At 39.3% G+C, this 26,041-nt stretch carries 18 protein-coding genes; 10 read left to right on the forward strand and 8 right to left on the reverse strand.

Annotated features, from left to right (window positions below):
* Window positions 1-133: 133 nt before the first annotated feature.
* From mfd to B2W36_RS19640, 4 genes are all read right to left on the reverse strand, one after another.
* Window positions 134-3,469: a transcription-repair coupling factor gene (gene mfd, locus B2W36_RS19625; protein WP_293889313.1), complete on the reverse strand. Its 3,336-nt coding sequence runs from the start codon at window positions 3,467-3,469 to the stop codon at window positions 134-136.
* A gap of 294 nt (window positions 3,470-3,763) precedes the next feature.
* The gene (locus B2W36_RS19630) at window positions 3,764-4,348 is read right to left on the reverse strand and encodes a hypothetical protein (protein ID WP_293889314.1); all 585 of its coding nucleotides are present in this window, start codon (window positions 4,346-4,348) and stop codon (window positions 3,764-3,766) included.
* Window positions 4,349-4,428: 80 nt separating this feature from the next.
* Window positions 4,429-5,721 (reverse strand): HAD-IB family phosphatase, encoded by a 1,293-nt coding sequence (locus tag B2W36_RS19635; protein ID WP_293885141.1) that lies wholly within the window; start codon window positions 5,719-5,721, stop codon window positions 4,429-4,431.
* A gap of 174 nt (window positions 5,722-5,895) precedes the next feature.
* Window positions 5,896-6,867 carry an NAD-dependent epimerase/dehydratase family protein gene (locus B2W36_RS19640; protein ID WP_293889315.1) on the reverse strand — a complete coding sequence of 324 codons (972 nt, stop codon included), beginning with the start codon at window positions 6,865-6,867 and terminating at the stop codon, window positions 5,896-5,898.
* 105 nt (window positions 6,868-6,972) lie between these two features.
* Here B2W36_RS19640 and B2W36_RS19645 point away from each other — a divergent pair, with 105 nt between their 5' ends.
* The gene (locus B2W36_RS19645; RefSeq protein ID WP_293885139.1) at window positions 6,973-8,160 is read left to right on the forward strand and encodes a formimidoylglutamase; all 1,188 of its coding nucleotides are present in this window, start codon (window positions 6,973-6,975) and stop codon (window positions 8,158-8,160) included.
* 216 nt (window positions 8,161-8,376) lie between these two features.
* Window positions 8,377-9,699 carry a DNA recombination protein RmuC gene (gene rmuC / locus B2W36_RS19650; RefSeq protein WP_293889316.1) on the forward strand — a complete coding sequence of 441 codons (1,323 nt, stop codon included), beginning with the start codon at window positions 8,377-8,379 and terminating at the stop codon, window positions 9,697-9,699.
* 89 nt (window positions 9,700-9,788) lie between these two features.
* Here the strand turns inward: rmuC and B2W36_RS19655 are convergent, their stop codons facing one another.
* Complete coding sequence (locus B2W36_RS19655) at window positions 9,789-10,865, reverse strand: DUF4407 domain-containing protein (RefSeq protein ID WP_293889317.1); 1,077 nt, start codon at window positions 10,863-10,865, stop codon at window positions 9,789-9,791.
* Window positions 10,866-11,033: 168 nt separating this feature from the next.
* Here B2W36_RS19655 and B2W36_RS19660 point away from each other — a divergent pair, with 168 nt between their 5' ends.
* The 5 genes from B2W36_RS19660 to B2W36_RS19680 all read left to right on the forward strand — a co-directional run bounded on the left by B2W36_RS19660 (window position 11,034) and on the right by B2W36_RS19680 (window position 17,263).
* On the forward strand, window positions 11,034-13,145 hold the full coding sequence (locus tag B2W36_RS19660; protein WP_293889318.1) for a M3 family metallopeptidase: 2,112 nt from the start codon (window positions 11,034-11,036) through the stop codon (window positions 13,143-13,145).
* A 119-nt stretch (window positions 13,146-13,264) separates the two neighbouring features.
* Window positions 13,265-13,585: a hypothetical protein gene (locus B2W36_RS19665; RefSeq protein WP_293889319.1), complete on the forward strand. Its 321-nt coding sequence runs from the start codon at window positions 13,265-13,267 to the stop codon at window positions 13,583-13,585.
* Window positions 13,586-13,836: 251 nt separating this feature from the next.
* The gene (gene dnaG / locus B2W36_RS19670) at window positions 13,837-15,840 is read left to right on the forward strand and encodes a DNA primase (protein ID WP_293889320.1); all 2,004 of its coding nucleotides are present in this window, start codon (window positions 13,837-13,839) and stop codon (window positions 15,838-15,840) included.
* Between the two features lie 9 nt (window positions 15,841-15,849).
* Window positions 15,850-16,206: a YraN family protein gene (locus B2W36_RS19675; protein ID WP_293889321.1), complete on the forward strand. Its 357-nt coding sequence runs from the start codon at window positions 15,850-15,852 to the stop codon at window positions 16,204-16,206.
* A gap of 28 nt (window positions 16,207-16,234) precedes the next feature.
* Window positions 16,235-17,263 carry a glutaminyl-peptide cyclotransferase gene (locus B2W36_RS19680; RefSeq protein ID WP_293889322.1) on the forward strand — a complete coding sequence of 343 codons (1,029 nt, stop codon included), beginning with the start codon at window positions 16,235-16,237 and terminating at the stop codon, window positions 17,261-17,263.
* A 283-nt stretch (window positions 17,264-17,546) separates the two neighbouring features.
* Here the strand turns inward: B2W36_RS19680 and B2W36_RS19685 are convergent, their stop codons facing one another.
* Together B2W36_RS19685 and B2W36_RS19690 are read right to left on the reverse strand one after the other, a co-directional pair.
* A complete protein-coding gene (locus B2W36_RS19685; protein WP_293889323.1) occupies window positions 17,547-18,569 on the reverse strand; it encodes a Kelch repeat-containing protein in 1,023 nt (340 codons plus the stop codon).
* A gap of 3 nt (window positions 18,570-18,572) precedes the next feature.
* Window positions 18,573-19,934, reverse strand: a complete 1,362-nt coding sequence (locus tag B2W36_RS19690) for a DUF4270 family protein (RefSeq protein ID WP_293889324.1) — start codon at window positions 19,932-19,934, stop codon at window positions 18,573-18,575.
* Window positions 19,935-20,053: 119 nt separating this feature from the next.
* Here B2W36_RS19690 and B2W36_RS19695 point away from each other — a divergent pair, with 119 nt between their 5' ends.
* Window positions 20,054-21,487 carry a sensor histidine kinase gene (locus B2W36_RS19695; RefSeq protein ID WP_293889325.1) on the forward strand — a complete coding sequence of 478 codons (1,434 nt, stop codon included), beginning with the start codon at window positions 20,054-20,056 and terminating at the stop codon, window positions 21,485-21,487.
* 121 nt (window positions 21,488-21,608) lie between these two features.
* A complete protein-coding gene (locus B2W36_RS19700) occupies window positions 21,609-22,283 on the forward strand; it encodes a response regulator transcription factor (RefSeq protein ID WP_293889326.1) in 675 nt (224 codons plus the stop codon).
* Between the two features lie 41 nt (window positions 22,284-22,324).
* Here B2W36_RS19700 and B2W36_RS19705 read toward each other — a convergent pair whose 3' ends face one another.
* Window positions 22,325-25,066: a TonB-dependent receptor gene (locus tag B2W36_RS19705; RefSeq protein WP_293889327.1), complete on the reverse strand. Its 2,742-nt coding sequence runs from the start codon at window positions 25,064-25,066 to the stop codon at window positions 22,325-22,327.
* A 217-nt stretch (window positions 25,067-25,283) separates the two neighbouring features.
* Here B2W36_RS19705 and B2W36_RS19710 point away from each other — a divergent pair, with 217 nt between their 5' ends.
* Window positions 25,284-25,826, forward strand: a complete 543-nt coding sequence (locus B2W36_RS19710) for a TetR/AcrR family transcriptional regulator (protein WP_293889328.1) — start codon at window positions 25,284-25,286, stop codon at window positions 25,824-25,826.
* Window positions 25,827-26,041 lie beyond the last annotated feature (215 nt).

Genomic DNA, 26,041 nt, shown 5'->3' on the forward strand with positions numbered 1-26,041 from the left:
GTAAGTAAATTCCCATTTGTGTGGAAGTACTTTTGGTACTATTCGGAACGAATAAGGTGTTTCCTGCATACCAAATATAAATAAAATCTACAGATGGAGTAGATTTTATTTATACGCGGGGTATTTAAATATCTTATAACATTTCTCTCAAGAGGTTCAGTGCATATCCAATGGTATTCACATTGTTCAACGCCAAACGGAGCTGGCCTTTAACTTCTTTCAGGTTGCTAATCTCTGGATGGCTTTGTACAAAAGACAGTACGCGGCCGAATTGATCTGACTCAAAGTAGCTTGATTTAGGATTACTGACAAAGTAAGCTTTCAGCGTATGTTTTTTGTAAGCTATTTTTTCGAAGCCGATCGTTTTACCAAACCACTGCAGACGGAGTGTATTGAATAATTCAAACACTTCACGTGGAATAGGGCCAAAGCGATCTTCAAGCTCCTGCTCAAAGGCTGCCAATTGCTGCTCGTTTTCCAGTTTGGAGAGTTCGGTATACAGATTATATCGCTCCGTAATATTTGTCACATATTCGTCGGGAATCAATACCTCGAGGTCCGTGTCAATCTGTGTAAAAGACACATATTTTCGTTCTTTTTCATCGGCGAATACTTCCGAGAACTCGTCTTCTTTCAGCTCCTGAATGGCCTCGTCTAAGATTTTATGATACATTTCGAAACCGATTTCGGCAATAAAACCCGATTGTTCGCCTCCTAGGAGGTTTCCCGAACCGCGTATATCCAGATCGCGCATGGCAACATTAAATCCAGAGCCCAGTTCAGAAAATTCTTCTATCGCCGAAAGTCGTTTGTAAGCCTCCGGTGTTAAGGTTGACAATGGTGGACTGAGGAGATAACAAAATGCTTTCTTATTGGAACGACCAACCCGACCGCGCATTTGGTGTAGATCGCTCAGACCAAACATATGCGCGTGATTGATAATGATCGTATTGGCATTTGGAATATCAAGACCTGCCTCAATAATCGTTGTTGCGATCAAGACATCAAAATCATGGTTGATAAATTTGAGCATTACATCCTCAAGTTCATCGCCTTCAAGCTGGCCATGAGCCACACCGACCCGGGCTCCGGGGACCAGTTTACGGATTAAATTGCCCAGCTGCGGAAGATCCGCCACACGATTATGGATAAAGAATACCTGCCCACCTCGATCAAGTTCGTAGCTGACTGCCTCGCCGATCAATGTTTCATTGAAAACGTGCAGTTCTGTCTGTACAGGCTGCCGGTTGGGGGGAGGAGTGGAGATAATACTTAAATCGCGGGCACCCATCAATGAGAAGTGCAATGTCCTGGGAATTGGTGTTGCTGTCAGTGTTAGCGAATCTACATTCGCACGCATAACTTTCAATTTTTCCTTTACCGCAACGCCAAATTTCTGCTCTTCATCAATAATCATCAGGCCGAGGTCTTTGAACTTAACATCTTTGCTGACAAGACGATGGGTACCGATAATAATGTCTATTTTTCCTTCGGCAAGCCTTGCTAAGGTATCTTTAATCTGTTTGGTCGTTTTAAAACGGTTGATGTAGTCTATATTGCATGGAAGACCTTCTAGTCGCTCCGAAAATGTACGGAAATGCTGCAATGCAAGAATTGTCGTCGGTACGAGTACGGCAACCTGCTTACTGTCTGCTACAGCTTTGAAAGCCGCACGGATGGCAACTTCCGTTTTTCCAAATCCAACGTCCCCACAGATCAATCGGTCCATTGGATGTGGAGATTCCATATCTTTTTTTACATCGGCAGTAGCTTTCTCCTGATCGGGTGTATCCTCATAAATAAAGGAGGCCTCCAATTCATTCTGTAAGTAGCTGTCCGGTGAAAAAGCATTTCCGTGCTGTGCCTTTCTTTTGGCATAAAGCATGATTAGGTCACGCGCAATATCTTTTACCTTTTTCTTGGTCGTCTTCTTCAGTTTGTCCCAAGCATCGGTCCCGAGTTTGTTCATTTTGGGAACCGTACCCTCCTTACCGGAATATTTGGAAATACGGTTTAAAGAATTGATGTTCACATACAAAAGATCGTTATCTGCATAGATCAGACGGATCATTTCCTGGGATTTACCATTGACATCCACTTTTTCCAAACCTCCATATCGGCCGACACCGTGGTCAATATGGGTAATAAAATCGCCTGGTTTGAGATCCCGTAAATCCTTCAGTGTAATTGCCTGCGAACGTTCGTAAGCTTTCTTGCGTTTATATTTATAATAGCGGTCAAAAATTTGGTGATCTGTGTAGCAGGCCAACTTTAAACTGTCATCTCTAAAACCTTCGCGTAAAGCTTTATGAATTGGGATGAATGTTGCCGATTTGTCGAGATCTTCTAGAATGGTATAAATACGCTCAACCTGTTTCGTTGAATCTGAAAAGATAAGGTTTTGGATGCGTTGGTCTTCATTCTCCTTGAAATTATGGATTAAAAGATTAAAATCTTTATTGAAAGAGGGTTGCGGATGGATATCAAACTTGAATGTATTCTCCGTTTTATAAAAGAATTGTTTGCCGAATTCAATAATTGGGAACTCAAAAAACAGCGCATTGAGGTTTTTTTCGTCTGTAAATTCGTGGGCTGGATTATGCCATTCGGGGTTGTCTTTTTTCTGCTTATCGTTCAATCCTGCCCATAATTTTTCCGCCTTCTTTATGCCCTCTCTAACAATATCTAAGGTGAATTGAGCGTCTTTTATCCAGATCGTGGCGCCCTGATCAATATATTCTAGCAGCGAAATGTGCTGTGATGTCAAGAACTTGGCCTGAACGTTAGGAACAATGGTTACTTTGTGGATCTTTTTGACGGAAAGCTGCGACTCAATGTCAAATGTCCGTATGCTTTCAATATCGTCGCCAAAGAATTCAATACGGTAAGGAAGATCGTTCGAAAAAGAAAAGATATCGACGATGCCTCCTCGTATCGCGAACTGCCCAGGCTCATACACAAAGTCTACACGATCAAAATCATATTCAATCAAGAATTCATTGATGAAATCAATACTTAAAGCGGTATTCTCTGTTATCTCCAATGTATTCTTATCCAAATCACTTCGGTTGATTACTTTCTCCGCAATAGCTTCCGGATACGTAACCACCATTTTAGGCAATTCGGATGTGTGGTTAAGTGAACTTAACGTCTCTGCACGCTGTAATACGTTGGCAGAGTCGGTCTGTGTAAAATCAAATGCTTTTCGATAAGACGAAGGAAAAAAAAGGACCTGTTTATCCAGTAGGCTTTCCAGATCGCTTAAAAAATAAGATGCGTCTTCATGGGTCGGTAAGATAAACACCATTGGACGTTCCTGTAAGTTGTAAGAAGATACGGCTATAAATGCATCCGATGATCCAATAAGTCCTTTAAGCTGAATTTTCGGATTTTTGGATTGCATAGCCTTGGTTAGCGACTGGATGGATTCGCTTTGGCTGTATTTTTCTAATATTTCTTGAATTCCCACGAGCAAAAATTTCGAATAATTGCGAATTTAGCGAAATACTATTAAGTATTGGGTATGAAGTGCTAAATTTTTTGGTAAAAAAAATAGCAGACTTGCTCGTTATGAAAGGTGTGGCTTTTGTATGGACTGAAGTGTATAACCGATGACTGCAGGCGGACATTTATCTCGCTAGGTAAAAGGTATAGGCGAAAGCGAGTAAAACTAGCAATGTAGCTAGGTAAATTAATTTATATTGCTCGTAAGCAGTAACATGAAAGGATCCAATTTTAACGCGGTTTTTGCTATTTCTCATAATTAATTTAGGTCGATATCAATCTTCTGTTCACTAATATAGCTTTTTAGCGTCGTATTACCAAAGCTATCCAATGTATTTTGGAAATCTTCCCGATAGTCGAACTGAAAGTCCTCATGAAGTTTGCTGTATTTGCCTACCGCATGCTTTATACGTCCTGTTATATATTTATGTAATTTGTGCGCAGCAGATTGATAAGAGGAATCAAAAAGTCTGTCGTAATCCACGATCGTTCTTTTCAGGATATAGATTCTAAATTCCACCTCACTAACTTTATCCTTAGTGACTTTCTCGTGTTCATTGACCAGGCCACTCGCCTGTTTGACAAGTTTACTAAGCGCAATAAAATTACTGTGATGTGGCGTATTACCAATCTGGCTTATACTAGTATCGAACAGGTGTGCCAGTTGCTTGCGTAGTTTTTCAATACGTTCCTCTAAGTCATCTGCATTCTCCAATAATTGGAAATGCAATTGTTTGATCAGCATTTTGTCCTTGCTTATCAGACGTACGAGAAGCTTGTCTTTCTCCTTTTGGGGCAAGTCTAGGACAGCCTTCTTTAATTCGGGATCCTGATGTAAGGACATAACGCGTTTTTTTGTGTGAAAGAGAGCGATTGAAATATAAATCAGGCACCGCTATGGGGAGCCTGATTTATAGCAATCGTTTAATATAAGATTCTAAATTTTATTGTATTCTCGATCTGTTTGAGTTGTTTCAAAAGATCTTTATCGTATTCTCCTTGTATATCTGTTACCGCATATCCGATATCGCTTTTGGTCATTAGAAATTGGGCAACAATATTAATATTATTTTGAGCATATACCTTATTGATTTGAGCCATGATTCCAGGAACGTTTTTATGGATATGGAGCAATCTGGTTACCTGTTTCACTTTGGGTAAAATCAGATTCGGGAAATTACGGCTAAGGTACGTGTCGCCATTATTAATGAATTCAGCCATTCGACGAGGAATAAACTCTGAATTCTTCTTTTTATTTTTCTTGTCGTCGAAAACGACAATACCTTTGGCGTTACAGATCTCCTTATTGATGTGACCTTTGATATCGCCCAAATACCCGATCGTTTTTAATTTGTCAGCTTGCTGAAGCAGCTCATCACTGATATCAATATTGCCGCCCAATAGTAGCATACCGACATCTTTGATGTACTTTTCTTCAATGGTATCCTTTATCCGGATTGAAAAGCCATCTCTTTTTAAGATATGAGCTGCTATTTCTGGTACATCGCCTACGATCAAACATAGGATACGATTCTTGGGATAGGATATTGCACGGGGAAGATCATTGACATAGAGGAACTCATCAAAACTTGGTGTAATGAAATCGGCTTTTTCAGTCACGCTTTTACGTTGGATATTCTCAGTGAATGCAAAAAACTTTTCAATCAACCCCGACTCTTTTAATTGGAAATCGGAATATCCGTCGCCAATGCCAAATAACCTTCCTTCAATTTTTAATTGTCTCAATAATTGCACTTTTCCACCTTCATTTGACAGTGGATTCTCTTCGTCAAAACCGATAATATTGCCTTCATCATCGAATCTGAATGTGTTGGCATAGATATTTTCCGTCTTTATATGGTAAGGGGTAACGACAGGTGTAATAAACTCTTTAAAACCTCCTGAAACAATCCATGCGGTGTCAGCGTTTTTTTTGAAGAATTCACGATTTCGCGAAAAAGAGGTGGATACTTTCTTTTTAAGATGTGAAACAAGTTTATCCAGATGAGTTTTATTCGCATTTAAGAGCTTTACGCGGCCAGCCAAAGCTTCGCGAAAAGATAGTTTACCCTCCATCGCGAGATTGGTATACCGCTCGATTTCGAGGTAGATAGCCTCGCGATCGGGGTGATGTTCCAAAGAGATTCGTGCAAGTTCATCAAGTGCTTCTACTTGCGTAAATGTACTATCAAAATCAATGATGTAATAGTTTTTCATTGTATTATTTTTTTATGAAACAATGGTGAATAATGCATCCAAATACTGATCTTCCCTATCGGCATTTCCCTTAAAAACATATTGATTAAGGGAAATAAGAACTAGTTAAGGGATCGTTATAGAATGACTGTTACGCACGATGAATCAAGGTTTGGTTGTTTAATATATTATAGTTTACTGTTTGTTATATAATGCTGCAATTTCTTTTAAGGTTTGTTCCAAAGGACGATAACTGTGATTAAGAAGTGCTTGGATTTTAGCATTGGAATAGTGCAATTTAGCACTGGAAGCAACTGCCGTCTCTTTTGTTAAGGTTGCATTTGATTTTTTAAATATAGAAAGCAAGCTGGATACTGTAGACACAATTTGAAGCATGGTCTCTGACACTTCGATTGTCGGTTCAGGCTTGTTCATTAATACACTCGCAACACTCAAAAGGTCTTTGTTGCTAATATTGAGATTATTGATGATATAGCGTTCCGCAGTAACATCTTCTCTTTCCATCAGCTGAATCATGATGGAAGCAACGTCTTCTACATCAACAACGCCAACGCTTCCTGTTGGGTAAAATCGTAAGCCTTTATCGATCATCGAAAATATAGCTCCAGAGCCTTTATCGCTAGCTGAGGCCCCTAAAATTACAGAAGGATTGACAATAACTGCATTCAAACCTTCTGTTATACCGCGCCACACCTCCATCTCTGCCTGATATTTGGATAGCGAATAGTTAGATGTCAGTGAATTGTGTTCCCATTGATCTTCTTCGGATACTGGAATGTTGTCCCTATTTGTACCCAAAGCGGCAATAGAGCTTACATGTAAGAGACGAATGCCCTTTTCAAGGCAAAGGTTGACTACGTTTGTCGTTCCTTCAACATTCACCTTAAACAGTGATTTAGCATCCTTTTTTTGGTAGGAAACCATTGCAGCACAATGATACACTTTGGTGACCCCTTCGAGAGCATCCTCGAGTTCAAAATAGTTGTTGATATCTGCGTCGACCCACTGAATCAAAGAAGAAGATAACAACGGGGTGGGAATAGTCGATTGAGCTCTTTTAATGGCAATTACGTCAATTCCTTGGTCTATCAACTGCCTAATTAGTGTAGACCCTAAAAAACCTGTTCCTCCAGTTATTAATATCACTTTATAAAGATACTGTTAAAAATAATGTTTTCAAAAGTTAGTTAATAAATGGATATTTGTGTGAATTGTATCTTGAAAAATAAGATATTTTACAAATTATAGCTTATGTCATCACTGTCCGTATTCTTTCGTCCAATTTCAGTTATAAGTTTTGCGCCCGAGCATGGCTTCTTAAATTCTCAACTAGGAAACGTTATTCAAGCCTATGAAACAGACTTTCCAAACTGGGAAGGAGATAAAAAGCCTCACTTAGCGATTGTCGGGGTAGAAGAAGACCGGGCTTCTCTGAATAATAACGGAACAGATAAAGCGCCAGATGCCGTACGAAAACATCTATATGCGCTGTATCAGGGGGATTACAAGATGAATATTGTTGATCTGGGAAATATCAAAGCAGGCAATACAATTCAAGATACCTATATTGCTTTAAAATCCGTAGTTGAAGAGCTGGTGAAAGAAAATATTGTCCCTATTATCATTGGAGGAGGGCAGGATCTTACTTATGCACAATATTTGGGGTATCAAAATTTGGAACGGAAAATAGAGCTAGCGGTTATCGATGCACGTTTTGATATTGATCAGGAAAATGCTGAAAATGTAAGCTTGACGTCTCGCTCTTATGTGAATCATATTATCCTACATCAGCCAGACTATTTGTTCAATTTGAATTCCATAGCCTATCAAACCTACCTCGTCAGTAAGGAATCTATCAATATGTATGATAAGCTATTCTTCAACGCAACACGAGTAGGTATGATTGCTGGTAAAATGGATCAGTCAGAACCGCTCATTCGCGCAGCCGACCTCATTAGCTTTGACATTGGTGCCATTCGATCTTCCGAAGCGCCAGGAAATGCCAATGCAATTCCGAATGGCTTATATGGCGATGAAGCTTGCCAACTTGCACGTTATGCTGGGATGTCGGATAAATGTTCTTCCATTGGTTTTTATGAATTCAATCCAACATTTGATCCAATGGAGCAGACAGCGATGTTAGTATCTCAAATGATATGGTGCTTTATTGATGGCTACTATAACCGTAAGCAAGATACGCCTTTGTATCCCAAATCATCTTATATCATCTATCGTACAACACTGGAACACGAAGCTCACGAGTTGGTCTTTGTGAAGAGTAAAAAATCAGACCGTTGGTGGATCCAAGTTCCCTATTTTGGTTCAAAATCGGTCAATGAGCGCTATTATCTCGTCCCATGCCGTTATGAGGACTACCAATTGGCGATTTCTGGCGAAATGCCTGACCTGTGGTGGAAAACACATCAAAAGTTACAATAATGTGGCTTTGAATGAAATCTCGCTGTTATACTTTCCCATAAAGGGTAGCTTTAGATTAAGAGGAGTGTTGACATGCTGTGTGCGCCGATAAAGGATTAAACTTTATTGCTCTTTAGAATCGTGCTCCACCCTTAAAATATGGTCAGTTATATGTAATTAAACGTAATGGCAAAATATCATCAAGGATAATTTTAGCCATCTTAAGAAATACAAATCATGGAAATAGTTTTCTTTGCAGGAATCGTCCTGTTGTTAGTCATTTTGATAGTCTTGGTGCTCAAAAAGAATAACCAAGCCACTATTGAGCCTGGGTATAGTAAAGAAGTGGAAACACTGAAAATTGAGCTCGCTAGATCCCAACAGCGGGAGCAAAGCTTGTTGGAAGAGCGTTCGATGCTAAGAAATGAACTGGAAAAGGAACGAGAAAATCTTTTGGTTGCCGAACGTTCTTTAGAAAGTACACGTTCATTTTATGAAGCGCAGCTTGATAAATACCAAGAGCAAAAAAATGAAATCGCCGAAATCAAACGGCAGTTCAATAATGAATTTCAGGTTATAGCCAATAAAATATTGGAAGAAAAGACGCAGAAATTTACAGAAACTAACCATCGTTCACTGGGCTTGATCTTGGACCCATTGAAAGAAAAGATCAAACTTTTTGAAGAAAAAGTTGAAAAAAATTACAATCAAGAAGCAGCAGAAAGGAATTCTTTAAAGGGAGTTGTTCTCCAGCTGGTTGAACAGAGTCTGAAAATCAAGGATGAAGCCAATAGCTTGACCAAAGCCTTAAAAGGAGATACCAAAAAACAGGGAAATTGGGGCGAAGTAATTTTAGAAAGGGTGTTGGAACGTTCGGGACTTATGCGCGATCGTGAATTTAGATTACAGGTATCTCTTATGGATGCTGAGGGAAGGAGAATGCAGCCGGATGCAATTATTGATCTCCCCGAAGATAAACACTTAATTGTAGATTCAAAAGTCTCATTGGTTGCCTACGAACGTTGGGTCAATGCCGAGACAGATGAAGATCGAGCAATTTTTTCAAAACAGCACATACAATCCGTAGAAAACCATGTGAAAGAACTTTCCGCAAAAAACTACCACGAGTTATATGGTATTGAATCACCGGAATTTGTATTGTTATTTATGCCGATCGAATCAGCTTTAAGTATGTCAGTGGTTCAGAAACCAGATTTGTTTAGTGATGCCTGGGATCGCAAAGTCGTCATTGTTAGCCCTTCAACGTTATTGGCAACCCTTCGTACCATCGCTAGCATATGGAAGCAAGAACGTCAAACTAGAAATGTGATTGAAATCGCCAAAGAAGCAGGAAGTCTTTATGACAAATTTGTAAGCTTCCTAAATGATATGGAACAGGTACAAAACCAGTTGGAACGTGCATTAAAAAGCCATGAAGATGCGACCAAAAAACTGTCCACCGGAGCAGGGAATGTGATTGGTAAAGTGGAGAAATTAAAACGGCTGGGGGCTAAAGCAAATAAACAAATAGATGCTAAATTCCTGGACGAAGAAGATTAACATAAACGGGCTTAACAAATAGTAAGCCCGTTTATAATTTTATCTGTCAGTTCTAAAATCTGTTTGTCTACTAATAATAGTGGTTTTCATTAGAACTCTTTCATTCGCTTATTGATGGAAACATCAACATATGTATCCTTTAATCGGTCAATAGCTTCTTTCTGAACCGTTACATTGGTGTCTGACTCATAATCATGAATAGTCCTTTGGTTTTGGAGTTCATTATCATAGGGATCTTTCCCTGCTAACAGTTTTACAATTACCGGCAAGCATTCAAGAAAGACAAAAAGCAAAGCAATAAAAAATACAGCGTTCGCATTTGACTCGTTGACTTTACCATTGGCATCATACCGGAGATTGCCTAAGGCCGAGTTGCGATCGGCAAAACCAGCTACATTCACGGCGCTATCCAGCGAAGCGTTCGATAAAACTTTTTGATCCAATATACCTTCAAATTGTTGCTTTTGGCGTATCGCGTTCTGCTGGAGTGTTATTTTGTTGCGTAGCGTGTCCAAGTAGCCCTCTTTTTTCTTCAATTCCTCTTCTTTCATCTTTGCATAAGGACCATAGCCCATTACACCCGATGTTTCGGTCGTTTTGTTTCCAAAAATTTCATAATTCAATTTTGTTCGGTCATTTTTTATGCTAGATTCCAACGAATCCCGTTCGGTTGTGATCGATTTTAAAAGGGCCACCTCATTGGCATATTTCTTATTGAATGTACTATTAAGCGTATCAATTTTAGCACGTTGATCGGCGAGAAATCGAACTCGGAGGTTTTCCCGGATCTCTTTGTCAAAGATTTTTAATTCTAATGGCCTTGAGATTACCAATCCAATCAAAATAGCCAATAGAATGCGAGGGAGAGCCTGCAGAAGTTGCATAAAGCCACTTTTCGATTTATTTATACTTAGGACAATATAGCGATCCATATTAAATATCGCTAATCCCCAAATAATACCAAATACAAGTGCTAAAAGCCAGTCAAAAGCTCCCCCACTAAATACAAAATACATGGTATAGCCGCCAGAAAGGCTGGCAAATAATCCCGTGAAAAAAATAGTAGCACCTATGGCTGTGTACTTACTATGTTCTTCTGGATATTTTTCAAGAGTTTCTTGATGCACTCCGGCACATCTCCAAAAGAAACGGTTAATATCGCTCATTAAAATATTTTTACTCAAATTGACAGATTATTTTTAACAAGATTGCGAATAAGTTTTTGTTTTACAATAGGATGACGTTTTACCGTTCTAATTTTACAGTGCCAGTTCAAAGCCGTTCATTTGTCTAATTTTATTATCTTTGAAAAATAACAGGAATAATCAGATAATATGAAGAAAAGACAACTTTTGCCCTTCTTTGCGATAGTGGCAACTGCATTTGTTGGTTGTGAGGAAAAAAAAGTGATGACAGATAATCCTCTTTTATTGGCTTATGAGACCCCATTTAACGTCCCTCCTTTTGACAAGATCAAGACAGAGGATTTTAGGCCAGCTTTTGATGAAGCTATAAAAGTACATAATTTGGAGATTGACACAATAGTCAATAATTCGGATAAAGCAACATTTCAAAATACGATAGTTGCACTTGAAAATGCAGGTAGGTTGTTGAACAATGTATCTACTGTATTTTATAATCTAAATAGCGCCAATACAAATGACAGTATTCAGGCGATAGCAAAAGATCTGGCGCCTATTTTATCGAGTCATTCAGATGAAATCTCGATGAATAGTAAATTATTCGACCGTATTAAAACCGTATGGAGTAACCGAAATACATTGGCACTTGATGAACAGGATAATAAGCTCCTGGAGGAAACTTATAAGAGCTTTGTACGTTCTGGAGCAAATCTTAAGGATGCCGATAAGGAAAAAATGAAAAAGATTAATGCTGAACTTTCAACATTAACAACCCAATTCGGACAAAATTTGCTTGCTGAAACAAATGCGTATATGCTCGTAGTTGATTCAGCTAGTCAATTGGAAGGATTGCCAGAGTCGTTGAAAACAGCGGCTGCTGAGGAGGCCATAGCAAAAGGTAAGAAGGACAAATGGGTTTTCACTTTACAGAATCCTTCAATTATGCCTTTCCTACAATATTCAAAAAATCGCGAGTTGAGAAAGCAGCTTTGGGAAGCATATCAGCTTCGTGGGAATCAAGATAATACAAACGATAACAAAGCAATTATTCAAAAAATTGTCAACCTTCGTCTCCAGAAGGCAAAATTGTTGGGCTATTCATCCCATGCAGCCTATGTCCTGGAGGAGTCCATGGCCAAGAATCCAGCCAATGTGTATGCGTTGTTAAATAAGTTATGGAGTCCAGCGTTGGCGAAAGCGAAAGGTGAGGAAGCAGATATTGCGAAAGAAATAGCCGCTGAAGGTGGGAATTTTGCAGTAGCACCCTATGATTGGAGATATTATACAGAGATTATTCGCAAAAAGCGATTTGCCTTGGATGAGGATGAGATTAAACCATATTTAAGTTTGCCTGCTGTCCGAGAAGGCGCATTTGGTGTAGCTAATAAATTATACGGTTTGACATTCGTCGCTTTAAACAATGTCCCAACTTATCATAAAGATGTGGAAGTATATGAAGTCAAAGATAAAGACGGTTCACATTTAGGTCTTCTATATGCTGATTTCTTTCCGCGCGAGTCTAAACGCGGTGGAGCTTGGATGACCTCTTACCGTAGCCAGTCGACAGAAGACGGAAAACGTGTCGCGCCGGTAATTTCCATCGTATGTAACTTTACAAAGCCAGTAGGAAAGAATCCAGCACTTTTAACATTTGATGAGGCTACTACGCTGTTTCACGAATTTGGGCATGCTTTACATGGGCTCCTATCCAATGTGAGATACAGATCGATGGCCGGAACTTCCGTACCACGTGATTTTGTTGAACTGCCTTCGCAGGTGATGGAAAATTGGGCTGCAGATCCTGAGGTGCTCAAAACGTATGCAAAACATTTTAAAACCAAAGAGGCAATGCCAGATTCATTGATTCAGAAGATGGAGAAAGCTGGTACTTTTGACCAGGGATTTGCAACAGTTGAATACCTTTCGGCAGCATTGTTAGATATGGATTACCACGCTACGACAAAGCAGATTTCAAAAGATATCAATGGCTTTGAAAAAGCTGCAATGAAGAAAATAGGTATTATTGATGCGATTATCCCACGCTATAGAAGTACCTACTTTCAGCACATCTTCGCGGGTGGATATTCAGCCGGTTACTACGCCTATATCTGGTCTGAAGTATTAGACTCGGACGCTTTTGCAGCTTTCAAAGAAAAATCATTATACGATCAGGTAACAGCAGATTCTTTCCGCAAAAACATTCTTGAAAAAGGAGGTACAGATGATCCTGCCAAAATGTACCGCACGTTTAGGGGTGCGGACCCAGATCCAAAATATCTATTGAAGAAGAGAGGTTTAAACTAATCTTTAATGACTAAAAGGCGATATAGAAATATATCGCCTTTTTTTTGTTGATGTACTTGTTATTATAAAAACTATTCTTACATTTGAATATTATTTATAACAAGTCTAAATAAATAAATATGTGTGATACGAAGATACTAAGCCAAAGAGGGGATACCCATATCAGTGTTTGTCTCAAGTGTCAAACCTATTATATCTGGCAACAAAGTTTTGTACTGACATTTACAAAGAATAAGTTTGTTGATTTTTTGAACATGACACGAAGCACGGGTGATGAGCTCTTTTTTAGTTCTTTTCCGGACGGCGAATTTCGATTAATCATGAAGACACCCTATCCAGATATTGTATTTTCTTTTGACGAAGAACAATGGCAAAATTTTCGAGACGCACTCCAAGAATCTTATTATATGAATGAGTTTTATGGAATGCTGAATAATTAAGATAAAAAGTCCTGTTGCATCGCTTGTGTTTCATCTCTCTTTCCTTATGCGTTGACAACAGGCACAAACAAAACCCTCAGTTATACTTGCATAAGTTCATGCGGATATATCCTGAGGGTTCTTATTTATATCTATAATTCTTTGTATGTTTCCGAAGTATCAATTTTTAAGCAGATAGATGGTGCCATTCAATATAATGGCATAGCTTTTTAAAACATTTTTATCTAATTTTACATTAAAAAGCAAACGGTTTGATAAAGCAGGAAGTTATTGACAAGGTACTGGAAACAGCACGGATAGAAGAGGTGGTGGGCGACTTCGTTGATTTAAAGAAACGGGGGACGTCTTTGATAGGAAATTGCCCTTTTCATCATGAAAAGACACCGTCCTTTCACGTCTCTGTTTCGAAGGGTATCTATAAGTGTTTTGGATGTGGTGTTGGTGGAGATTCCCTTAAATTTGTGATGGAACTGGAAAAGTTTTCTTATCCGGAGGCCATCCGTTATTTAGCCGATAAATATTCGATTCAAATAGAAGAGGTTGAGCGTTCTCCTGCTCAGCTGGCAGCACAAGATAAAAGGGAAAGTCTGTATGTACTGAGTGCGTGGGCCGGTAAGTTTTTTGCCGAACAGCTCTGGAAAACTGAAATGGGGCAGGTCATTGGACTCAACTATTTTAAAGAGCGGGGCTACACTGAGGATATCATTAAAAAATTTGAATTGGGCTATTCGCCGGAGGAATGGACCGCATTGGTCGACAAGGCACAAGTAGCCGGCTTTCATGCCGATTATTTAGCAGCAAGTGGCTTGGCCATTGAACGTGACGATAAATCATTATATGACCGATTTCGTGGTCGGGTTATGTTTCCTATACATAACTTGACGGGGCGCATCATTGGCTTCGGGGGGCGGACGCTAAAGACCGATAAAAAGATTGCCAAATATGTAAATTCTCCGGAAAGCGAAATCTACCATAAATCAGATGTTCTATATGGATTGAATTTTGCAAAAAAGGCAATTATGGAGGAGGATAATTGCTATTTGGTAGAAGGCTATGCAGACGTTCTTTCTGTCCATCAAGCTGGAGTAGAAAATGTTGTTTCCTCCTCTGGAACGTCATTGACAACCGGTCAGATCAAGCTTATTTCTAGGTTTACAAAAAATGTGACCATTCTTTATGACGGAGATGAAGCGGGTATTAAAGCTTCTCTACGCGGTACAGATATGCTGCTCGAGGAAGGTTTAAACGTCAAGGTATTGCTTTTTCCTGATGGCAATGACCCCGATTCTTACGTGCAGAAGTTTGGTGCTGCAGCCTTTAAGGATTATGTGAAATCCAAGCAGCAGGACTTTATCTTTTACAAAACTAATATTCTACTTCGCGATGCCAATAATGACCCAATAAAGAGGGCTGAGGTAATTCGTGATGTGGTCGAAAGTATTGCATTGATTCCAGATGAGATTAAGGTCTCTGTTTTTATTCGGGAATGTAGCAGCCTTTTGGATATCGAAGAACGGATTTTATTGGCCGAGCTCAATAAAATACGGCTAAATCGGGCAAGAAAAGCAGATAAGGATGCAGCACGGAAACCTCAAAGCTCACTGCCAAACGCCGGCGTGTCGCATGTTGGAATGGATGGTCCGCCTCCGGATTTCTTTATGACTGACGATGAGCGAGGCGGAGTTGCCCCTATGGAGTCCATTGAGCAGCCGGCACAGCTGACATCGGAAATTCTCCAGGAACGTGAGATTGTACGTATTTTAATCAACTATGGTGACTATCTAGCTACTTGGGAAGGCGATGGAGATATTCCTGTAGCAGGCGTATTATTGGGAAATATAAGCGATATTGAGTTTAAAGACAAAGCCGCAGCCTATATTTTGAAAGTGTATCGAGAGGCTGCAGCAAAGTACGAGATTCCTGATGCCAAGCAGTTCTATTCCAATCCGGATCCGTCAATCTCGGATTTGGCAATTAATAGTGTTGCCAGTAAATATTCGCTCAGTGAAAATTGGAACGACGATAAACGTAAAATTTATGTAACGCAAGAATATGAGCATTTAAAACCGCTTGTTGTTACGGCGATCTATCGAATTAAAAAACGTAAAATTGAAACCGAAATGCATCATATTCGTGAAGAGATGAAACACGAAAAAGATGAGGCAAATTTGGAAGTCCTTATTTTTAAATATCAGAAGCTAAAAGAAGCTGAAAGGTTGTTGGGTGGGTTTCTGGGAAATACTATTGTAAAGTGATCAACTGTTATGGCCAAGCATCTTGAAACGGGCAATTGGGGTGAACAAATTGCGATGGAATACCTCGTAGAGAAAGGCTATAAAATAGTGTTAAGAAATTGGCGATTTAAGAATTTAGAGGTAGATTTGATCGTGAGGGACAAGGATACACTTGTATTTGTTGAAGTTAAAACACGGTCGGGAACTGATTTCGGCGAACCTTACGAATTTGTAGATGTAAAAAAGCAACGTCGACTGATTCGTGCTGCCCAGGCTTATATCCTTAAAACCCATTACACCGGTGAGCTTCGATTTGATGTTGTCTCCATAACGAGATCCCCCAAAGTTGAACTCAATTATATCAAAGATGCGTTTTGGGATAGTTGAATACGTACTTATAAATAATTATACATAGATGAGAAAAATTACTTATTTTATGGCAATTGCAGCACTTGCTTTTGCTTCTTGTAAGTCAAAAAAATCCAGTTTGGAATTTGCATCTCCTGGAGCAAATCAAGCTGTTTTAAAAGGTGCTCAAGTGCAATTGAAACTGAAATTTGAATCAGTGACAATGGACTCTGTAGCTTATTTTGTAGACGATAAACATGTGGGCTCATCAACCGACACCACGGCGATTACCGTAGATACAAAGGACATGGCTTATGGTACACGGAATATTTCCGCTTTGGTATACAACGCCGGAAAACCTGATTCTGTTTCCAGTACCTTTTACGTTGTACCCGCAAGCGCAAAAAACTATGGTTTTGAGGTAGTGAACAAATATCCGCACGATACGACAGCATTTACACAAGGTCTACAGTTTGCAGATGGTGTTCTCTATGAATCGAATGGGCGCTATGGCGAGTCTAACCTGAGAAAAGTTGATCTAAAAACAGGTAAAGTACTGAAAGAGATTAAATTTGATGAAAAGACATTCGCAGAAGGAATGACCTTGGTTGGTAATAAGTTATTTATGTTAACTTGGCAACAAGGAGAAGGATATGTCTTTGATAAAAACTCTTTTGTAAAGGAAAGTTCCTTTAAATATGAAAATAGTAAAGAAGGTTGGGGTCTAACCTACGATGGTCAGCACTTGATTAAATCTGATGGCTCCAATAAGCTATACTTTTTAGATGCAACAACCGGTAAGGAGTTGAATGCTATCGGAGTTTACGACGAAGCCGGGCCAGTGGATGAACTTAACGAACTGGAGTATATAGACGGCAAAGTCTATGCAAATGTCTATCAGAAAGATGTTATTGTTATCATCAACCCACAAACAGGAGCAGTAGAGGAGCGGATTAATTTGGTGGGCATTTATGAGCATACGTCTGCTTACGATAATGAATTGAATGGCATCGCTTATGATGAGGTGGGCAAACGCCTATTTGTAACAGGTAAGCTATGGAATACGTTGTATGAAATCAAAACCGTTGAAAAATAGCGTTCCAACAATATACTTTCCTCATAAACATCATGTGATGCAATCAATTTATAAAAACGGAATGGAGGTGTGGTTTTAATAAAAGTGAAAGGGGTTATCCAAATGGCATTTGATAACCCCTTTTACTTCGAGAAGTTTTGCATTCACCATTTGATATATGCATTCCCCTAAAAAGTCGTCTATATACCACTTGATAGGTAAAGCTAATGTAAAAACGTACCGACATTAAAAAAGGAATGCAGATAGACCACATTCCTTTTTTCTTTTGATTCCTAATTATTTACTAGTACACAGGTGTAAACATCCATGTGTCGTCAAGTGGATTTGTACCATTTAATCCGGTAGAGATAAATCCATTTGAACCAATAGCAAAGCTGATTGCGTTATACCTTGCGGAGCCAGCTAAAGCAGTATTTTCTGTCGTCCAATAATCTCCACTTGCTACATATTTATATGTTGTGTTTTGAGCAACAGAGTTCTTCAATCCACCTACTAAAAATCCATTGCCACCAATCGCAAATGTAGAAGCATTAGAACGCGTCAAATCGTATGAATAAGTTCCGTCCGAACGTTTAAGTGAATTTCTAGTAATCCATCCGCTTTTGCCATCGAATTGGCGAAGAGCTTCTCCATAACCATAAGAAGAAACACCACCACCTACGTAAGCTACGTTATTGATTACAAAAGCAAATGCACCAGTTACTTTATTAGGAAAAGTGACAGCATCAATTTCTGTCCATACGTTGGTTGCTGGATTATACTCAAAAAATCTATTTTCATTTTTTGAACCACCCTGCGTACCGTTTGTGGCACCAGTACCTACATATCCTTTTCCACCTACCGAAAAAGCAACTGCACCATTTAATGCGATTGGTAAATCAGCTATTTTCTTCCATGTTTCTGTTGCGGAGTCAAATGAATAAAAATCACTTAAAGCGTTTGTACCATCATCAGTTCCGCTACCGACATAGCCAATTTTTCCTATAGAGAACCCCACTGCGCCACTTCTTGCGATACCCGGGAAATTAGACGAAGTTGGAAGAGATATCCATGATTTTTTATCTGCGTCAAATTTTTGCACATCAACTGCTCTAACCTTATTGTTGATTAATCCAGTCGTTGCATATACCTTATTATCGATCACGAAACTCGCAGCACCAGATCTAGGATCACCACTAAATGCTGCTTGAGCAGACCACTCTGTAGTTTTGTCGGTTTCATCGTTGTTATCTTTTTTACAAGAAGAAAAAGATGAAACGGTCAATACAAGAGCTGATAGAATGAGTAGCCAATTTTTCTTGTTCATAAATTATTGAAATTTAGTATAAAGGATGTTTAATTTAATTTTTGGTTCATTACCCTGTTTGGACAAGATCAATCTGTCGCCTGTTGCAAAAAGATTCTGCAACGGTAGAGATACGTATAACGACGTATTTTTATAAGTTGTCTTAAATCTGGTTAAATATTCAATCAAATTAAAAGTATATTTACCATAATTTGTATTGTCGGAGACAGCAACTGCTTGTTGAACTTCATTAGGATTACCGAAAGGTGGATGCAGTAGACCAATTGGGTTACCTAAACTATTTGCAATCATGAGTACCAAACTTCTTGGTTGGGCAAAATTCGTTTGAGCGCTATTTTCTGCCTCAATGACTAATTCAGCTTTATTGATTGCAATCGTCGGATCATTCACTAACTGTAGTAACGTAGGAAATTCTATTTTTGCTACAACCCCTGTAGATCCTTCTATAAAGGTATAACCATCTGTTTGGCCGCTAGCTATCTCCGGGTTTGATAAAGTCATTGAAGCAAACTTGGTTGCTGAACGATCCGCTTCAACATGATTATACTGAAAACCTCTATTATCAATGTTAAAATATTGTTTCCCTGAAGTCTTTGCGCCCTGCGCATTCATGAAGGAGTAATGTACCTGTAGATAAATTGTATCTTTAAGTCCGATCATTGTTGTGTTCCCTGCATCAGGAACGAGCGCTAAACCTTTAAAATATTCTTGAAAACTTGAACTAGTAGAAACTCTATTATCTTTATTTTTGATCAGTGAAAACAATTCATTACTGATCATATCGTTGAATCTAAAATGAAGTGAATCAATCGATCTAACACGGGGTCTGAATGAAATTTCCGCTAGATTATTAGTCTCGTAAGCAAATTTTTTCGTGCTTGCAATACTTAGTGAAGGCAGATAATAAGGACGCTCATAAATAGGTTTAGTAGGGTCGAGCTGAGTTTGCGTGATATCTTCCGAAACACGGTGAACCGAAATTTTTTGCATTTGAGTCGTATCACCATAATAATATTTGTTGAGCGGCATCACCAATGAAACAGAATCCAGTACCGCATCATCCGGTAAGGTAGCACTGTTAATCGTACCGATTCCCAAACGCATATAAGAAGTCGATTTCACGCTTCCTGTGACATCATTTTTATTCTTCCCGACTAAAATCATCCCGGTAGCAGACGATGGGACGATATTCAATTGATAAGTAGAAACTTTGACGGAAACGCTATCAATAGGTACTAAGCCGATTGTTTCATTTCTCGAACTATCCAAGGAGAGTGAAACGTCTTTATTACAACCAACAAAAGCGGCCAATGTAAAAAGTGGAAGTAAAAATTGTATACTACGTCTCTTAAAGTCTTTAATCATATTAATTTTTGAATAGTGCAAAAGTAATCAATGACAACTGTTAATCAGTGTTATATTTTGTTAAATATGGTTAATTACCACAGCGATTGCAAATCTAGTAATTTAAATTTGTTTTAGTTATGGGTAGAAGATTTAAATTACTGATCAGTTTGATCGTTTTAATCGGGGTAGGAATTACTGTAGTTCTGGGGATTTGGCTTTATGGAAGTTATACCAATCGGCGGGATCTATTTCTATCCACAGCTGAGCGTTCACTATTCAACGCAGTTCAGGAGGCGTACCAGGCTCGCAATGGAGACCGGCAATTGGATGGGCGGGAGGCTGATCGGAATCGCCTCCTACAAGATGTAAAACGAGAGCTTTCGGGATTATTGCCCGCTTCAGAGCTCGATAGGGCTTTACAACGAGTAAATGCCGAACGGCCTAAAAACGAGCGTTTTGAACGTGAGAGCCACAACAAACGAGAAAAAATATTTCCTAAAGATCGCGAAGGACAGGGTGCAATCATTCCGCCCTTTTTGTTCCGTGACTTTGATATGAATACAGCTAATCTCAATTTGATCGAAAGAAAATTCAAAGAATCTTTAAATAATAAGAGCATATCAGTGCCATTTGAAATGGCTATTGTTACGATTCCTCATGATCAAATCAAAGACGTGCGCCGCAAGTACCGTGAAGCAAATCTCGCTTGGACGAGGCCGATGATGGTCAATCCGCAAAAAAATGAATTTCTTGTTATCAAATTTCAGGAGGATTGGAAGTATCTCTTGTATAGCTTGAGCTGGCAGCTACTCATCTCGTTGCTATTGATAGGGCTGCTGCTGGGCACATTCTTCTATCTGATGAAAACGATTCTAAACCAAAATAAAATGGCCGAGCTCCGTAAGAATTTTGTCGACAACATGACACATGAGCTTAAAACACCAGTATCTACAGTCATGGCAGCCATAGAAGCTATACAAATGTATGGTGTAAAGGATGATAAGGAAAAGATGAATCGGTATCTGGATATTTCTAAAAGAGAGCTGGAACATCTGTCCAATATGATCGAAAAGGTTCTTCAGATGGATATTGATGCCAACAGGGGGATTGTTTTACAACGTTCGGATTTCGATCTTGTAGCCATGGTGGAAGGAGCTATTCAAGTTGCCCAACTGAATAAAGCCAAAAAAGTGGATTTTAACCTTATTACGATACCGGATAAGATCATGATCAATGGCGATGAAGCCCATTTAAAAAATGTGGTCAATAATTTGCTTGAAAATGCGATAAAATATGCTGGACAGGAAGTTTATATTGAGGTGGAAGTAAAGGAAATGAAGGAAAATGTCCATATTCGTATTACAGATAATGGCAAAGGGATTAGCTCCGAATACCATAATCAGATTTTTGATATGTTTTTTCGGGTCCCGTCCGGTAATCTACACGATGTAAAAGGATTTGGTTTGGGCCTTGCCTATGTCAAGCAGGTGGTAAAAAGGCACGATGGGAAAATTACTGTCGAAAGTGAGCTTAGCAAAGGAAGTACCTTTCGTATTCTCTTACCTCATTAATAAATAGTGATATATACGTCTGAAAGCAAATGCCATTATATAGTGAGTTGTTAACAAGTGAATTGCACCAAATGGTTTTTGAAACGAGGAAAAAATATATTTTAATTGAATCATTTACGCTATGATTGAAATTTTATATGTAGAAGATGAGCCGAGTCTCGGAATGATTGTTGCCGATAGCCTAGAAGCAAATGGGTTTCATGTCACCCATTGCAGCAATGGGCACGAAGCCCTGGAAGCATTTACAGCGACTCGGCCAGATATTTTGGTTGTTGATGTGATGATGCCCGTCATGGATGGCTTTACATTGGCAACAAAGATAAGGGAATCAGATACCCAAATACCCATTATATTTTTGACCGCCAAAGTGCAGACAGAGGATGTTGTGAAGGGATTTCGTCTGGGCGGAGACGATTACGTCAAAAAACCATTTAAGATCGAAGAACTCGTTGTGCGTATAGAGTCCTTATTAAAAAATAGCCCAAAGATGCTCTTCGGTCAGAAACTTATGATCGGAGACTATAGCCTCGATAGCCTAAAACATCAGTTAACGTATCAGGGGGAGGTACTCAAGTTGTCTTTCCGCGAAAGTGAACTACTGCGGAAGCTATACGAACAGAAGGATAAAGTCATTCCACGGGAGGATATCATGCGGGCCTATTGGAGCCATGATAAGTATTTTACAGGACGTAGCCTGGACGTGTTTATCAGCCGGATACGAAAATACCTCAGTCAAGATGAACGGATCAAGATTATCAATGTCAGGGGAGTTGGCTATATGCTTACCGTTGATTGACCGAAGTGTTCCACGTGGATTGATCTAATGGGCATTTTAGGCTAACGACGAGTTTTCATCTCTCCTTTTCCGCCAAGACCCCGAAGATGATAAATGAAACTTAATACCGCGTAGCGCGTTATGGCATTGGACTCCGAAACGCGTATCCAAAGATCGTTGACCTGCTGATTGATATTTTTATTGTCATTAAATAGATCAAATACCGTAAGATTGATTTCAGCGTTCCTGCGCTTAAATAGTTTTTTGCCCACAGAAACGTTCCATAGCAAACTTGTTGTACTCGGTGAATTCAGGATACTACCATTGTAGAGGTAGTTGAACGTTGAATTGAGCGTCCAGGTTTTTAACAGGGTTAAAGCGATAGAATTACCGATGGTATGCTTATAGACTGAATAATTGGACTTCTCGGTCGCTGAGTTCTTGGAAAATGCTATATTTCCATTGTAATCCAATCCAATGATAACGTCTTTACTGAATGCTGTATTGACGCCAACGCGTTGACCCATTCCATATGTTTGCGCGTTGACCTTTTCGAGATTTAACAAAGTGTAATTTTGGTTGAAATACATATTGTTGTTCAGGTTTAAGTTGAGCTTCAACGGTTCAAAGCGATACCCAAGACTGTTCTGCCATTTCAGGTTATAAACTCCATCGAAGTTTTCTGGCCTGATATACTGTCCTCCTGGTCCCAATACGACGTCCTCCGTAATTGTGAATGCCGAATCTATGGTGAAAATGGTGTTGGAGATTTTATGTTGAATGAAATCTGCTGTAAAATCAGAGGTGAAGCTTTTCCCCGTGCCCTTATTGATTGATCTGAATTGCAAAACAAGGTTATGGTCATACTCCTGTTTGAGATTTGGGTTTCCGGAGCTGATACGAAGTGGGTTTTGATTGTCTATAAAATCCTGCAATTGCTCGATTGAAGGTGTGTTTGTCTTTGTATTATACCGAAACTCAACCCGTGTGTCCTTATTGAAATTATACTGGAAGTTCAGATTAGGCAGCAGACTGGTAAAGTGACTTTTTGTTGTCAGCGTATTGGGGAATAATTTGTCATTGACTTGCGCTGCAGTCTGATAATCTAAGCCAATCTGAAACCTTATGCTGTCTTTTTTGCTAAATAAGTAGGAGACACCACCGCTATGGTAGACAAAATCATTTCGAAATTCATTGGAAAGACGGTTTTTTAATTCCCCGAGCTGACCTGTTTCAGCTAGGAATTCATAGGTCTTCCGGTCCGAATAACGTGCAGTATTCCGAAAAGTATAATTCCCCTGCACTCGGGAATATTTACCTAACATTTCTGTATAGGCAATTTTGGAACGAAAACCATTATTGTCACCAAGGGAATAATTTCTATTGTTGACCGTATCGACCCGGCTGAATAGCCCATCTTTATAATACGAATTTAGCGCGAAATTTTCAGCATGGCTTTTATTGCTGCTAAATGAGCCATTGATATTAAAACTGATCGTGCGACCGGGTTTGTTAAGTCTTCGCATATACGTGAGGTCTCCGCCCCAGTTGAAATTTTCTACAAAGCTCTTATTCCTGCGGTCAGAACTATTTAGCATCTCGGCAAGATTTAATAAGGTATTGCCCGTCGAGCTACTGTTCCTGTCATTATTTTGATAGGAGAAATTAGGTTGAAAGTCCAGCTTTTGAATAGAATCTATCTTCCAATTCGCGCGGACCGACAGCGCATGGCTGTTGCTGTAAGTATTGTTAAATTGATTCTGGTTGTTGATTTGGTTGGCCCGGTTGCCTGCAGTATATTCTGTTTTGCTTTGGCTGAGTACATTGTTGTCAGTATAGTTGTAGGTGTAATTTGCATTGAAGTCCATCCGGTCATCAAAAAAACGGTCCAAATAATTAAACCCCGCATTGAAACGTGTGGTCACTCCCTGTCCGGTGCGGCCTCTTGTGTTTCCGCGAGGGGCAAAACCATTGGGCTGATTGACATTGTTGGTATTAATGTCAATTGAATATTGCCGTTTAGGATTCATTTTGGTTACCTGTGTATTGATGGCATATTTTCGGTCAGGACCTGCCCCCCCAGAGAGCTTACCGAAATAGGATTTTCTTTTATCGGGTTTGGTGACAATATTGATCACTTTCATCCGTTTTCCATCATCAAAACCACTAAATTTCGCTTGTTCTGTTTTATCATCGATAATTTGGATCTTAGCAATGACATCGGCAGGAAGATTTTTCAACGCCACTTTAGGATCTGTGCTGAAAAACTCCCGACCATCAATAATAATCTTATTGACGGACTCACCCTGAGCTTTAACATTGCCATCGTCATCAATTTCAACCCCAGGAATCTGTTTGATCAATTCGTCGGCATCTGCAAAATCTTGTGTAACATATTTCTTCGTATCAAATTCGAGCGTATCTCCTTTAACCTGTATACTGCTCGCGGCGATACTGATTTCATCCAATACAATTTCAGTGCTACTGAGTTTAAACGTAAGGTCAACGGTTTTACCAAGCAGCTTAACGCGCCGAAGGTCTGTCGTATAGCCCATCGCTTGTGCTGTAACCAAATAGTCGCCGTCGGAAAGTTTGCTGCTGCTAAACTTCCCTAAAATATCTGTAGGAACCTGAAATTTAATTGAATCTTTCACCGCGATGAACGTGATACTTGCAGCCTGGATAGGGCGTGATGTTCTATCATCCAGCAGCGTGCCCATAATATAGTGCTGGGCTAAGACATTTTTTCCCAATAACAACATACTGATCGCTAGGAGCGAGATAGTCCACAAGTTGATCTTCATTGATTGAGCAGCGAATGTGTTTTAATATTCGGTTAATGGTTACATAAATTGATTTGTCAAAAATAGGGTACTATTTGTTACGAATTATTATCATTTTGGTTACAATACCCCCAAGGGAATGGAAAGATTAGATATATTTGCAGTGGAATTAAAAGTCAGCTAAACAAAACCGTATAGCAGATGTAGTGTTATAAGGTTTTGATAAAAGGAATAAAAGATGAAAGAAAGTGTTTTGAGTAGAAAAGAGCGTATTATGAAAGAAGCATTGCTGCTTTTCTCAGATCAAGGCTATACGAATACCTCTACCAAAACGATTGCCCAAAATGCTGGAGTTTCTGAAGCCTTGATCTTTAAACATTTTGGAAACAAAGATGCGTTGCTGGTTTATTTGATTAAATCAGGATATCGCAAAGTGCTTACCCATCACCGCGGCATGATGACCTATCGTGAACCAAAAGAATTTCTGCGCACAATGATCAATCTCCCAAGTAAGCTGGTGAGTGCAGAACCCATATTTTGGCGATTACAGGAGCGTTTGTCTCATCATCCATTTTCAAGACAGCAGCATGAACAGTTTATGAAACCGGTTCAGCCCATTATTCATCGTGCTTTTAAAGAGTTAGGTTATGAAAGTCCTGAGTTTGAAACCGAATTCTTATTGCTGATTATAGATACCTTATGGAAAAAAGAAGCTATCGGCGAATTGGAGAATACCATGGAACTGACCTTGTTTTTAGAGAAAAAGTATAACCTTATTTAGCATACAAGATTCAGTGATTGGTTTTTGCCAAAGAACTGTTTCGTTAATCGCGGTAATCAATTGCCGCCCCGCGTTTTGCTCCCTTAATCCGTAGCGTCAGTACTTTTGCTGCCCCTTCCAAATCTTGAGAAGTTCTTTACAGCCAGTTATGTAATAAAAATGCCGTTTTATGCGTTTTTATATAAAAATATTGCAAAAACAATTTCTTATTCTCC

Source organism: Sphingobacterium sp. UBA3549 (assembly GCF_002376635.1).
In the GTDB taxonomy this organism is placed as follows: domain Bacteria; phylum Bacteroidota; class Bacteroidia; order Sphingobacteriales; family Sphingobacteriaceae; genus Sphingobacterium.

Bases quoted from the DNA above. Each gene is read 5' to 3' on its own strand.
- B2W36_RS19710 (WP_293889328.1), top strand. From the start codon at position 25,284: ATGAAAGAAAGTGTTTTGAGTAGAAAAGAGCGTATTATGAAAGAAGCA.
- B2W36_RS19705 (WP_293889327.1), bottom strand. From the start codon at position 25,066: ATGAAGATCAACTTGTGGACTATCTCGCTCCTAGCGATCAGTATGTTG.
- B2W36_RS19685 (WP_293889323.1), bottom strand. From the start codon at position 18,569: ATGAACAAGAAAAATTGGCTACTCATTCTATCAGCTCTTGTATTGACC.
- B2W36_RS19680 (WP_293889322.1), top strand. From the start codon at position 16,235: ATGAGAAAAATTACTTATTTTATGGCAATTGCAGCACTTGCTTTTGCT.
- rmuC (WP_293889316.1), top strand. From the start codon at position 8,377: ATGGAAATAGTTTTCTTTGCAGGAATCGTCCTGTTGTTAGTCATTTTG.
- B2W36_RS19695 (WP_293889325.1), top strand. From the start codon at position 20,054: ATGGGTAGAAGATTTAAATTACTGATCAGTTTGATCGTTTTAATCGGG.
- B2W36_RS19660 (WP_293889318.1), top strand. From the start codon at position 11,034: ATGAAGAAAAGACAACTTTTGCCCTTCTTTGCGATAGTGGCAACTGCA.
- B2W36_RS19690 (WP_293889324.1), bottom strand. From the start codon at position 19,934: ATGATTAAAGACTTTAAGAGACGTAGTATACAATTTTTACTTCCACTT.
- B2W36_RS19635 (WP_293885141.1), bottom strand. From the start codon at position 5,721: ATGAAAAACTATTACATCATTGATTTTGATAGTACATTTACGCAAGTA.
- B2W36_RS19630 (WP_293889314.1), bottom strand. From the start codon at position 4,348: ATGTCCTTACATCAGGATCCCGAATTAAAGAAGGCTGTCCTAGACTTG.
- B2W36_RS19645 (WP_293885139.1), top strand. From the start codon at position 6,973: ATGTCATCACTGTCCGTATTCTTTCGTCCAATTTCAGTTATAAGTTTT.
- B2W36_RS19655 (WP_293889317.1), bottom strand. From the start codon at position 10,865: ATGAGCGATATTAACCGTTTCTTTTGGAGATGTGCCGGAGTGCATCAA.
- B2W36_RS19700 (WP_293889326.1), top strand. From the start codon at position 21,609: ATGATTGAAATTTTATATGTAGAAGATGAGCCGAGTCTCGGAATGATT.
- B2W36_RS19675 (WP_293889321.1), top strand. From the start codon at position 15,850: ATGGCCAAGCATCTTGAAACGGGCAATTGGGGTGAACAAATTGCGATG.
- B2W36_RS19665 (WP_293889319.1), top strand. From the start codon at position 13,265: ATGTGTGATACGAAGATACTAAGCCAAAGAGGGGATACCCATATCAGT.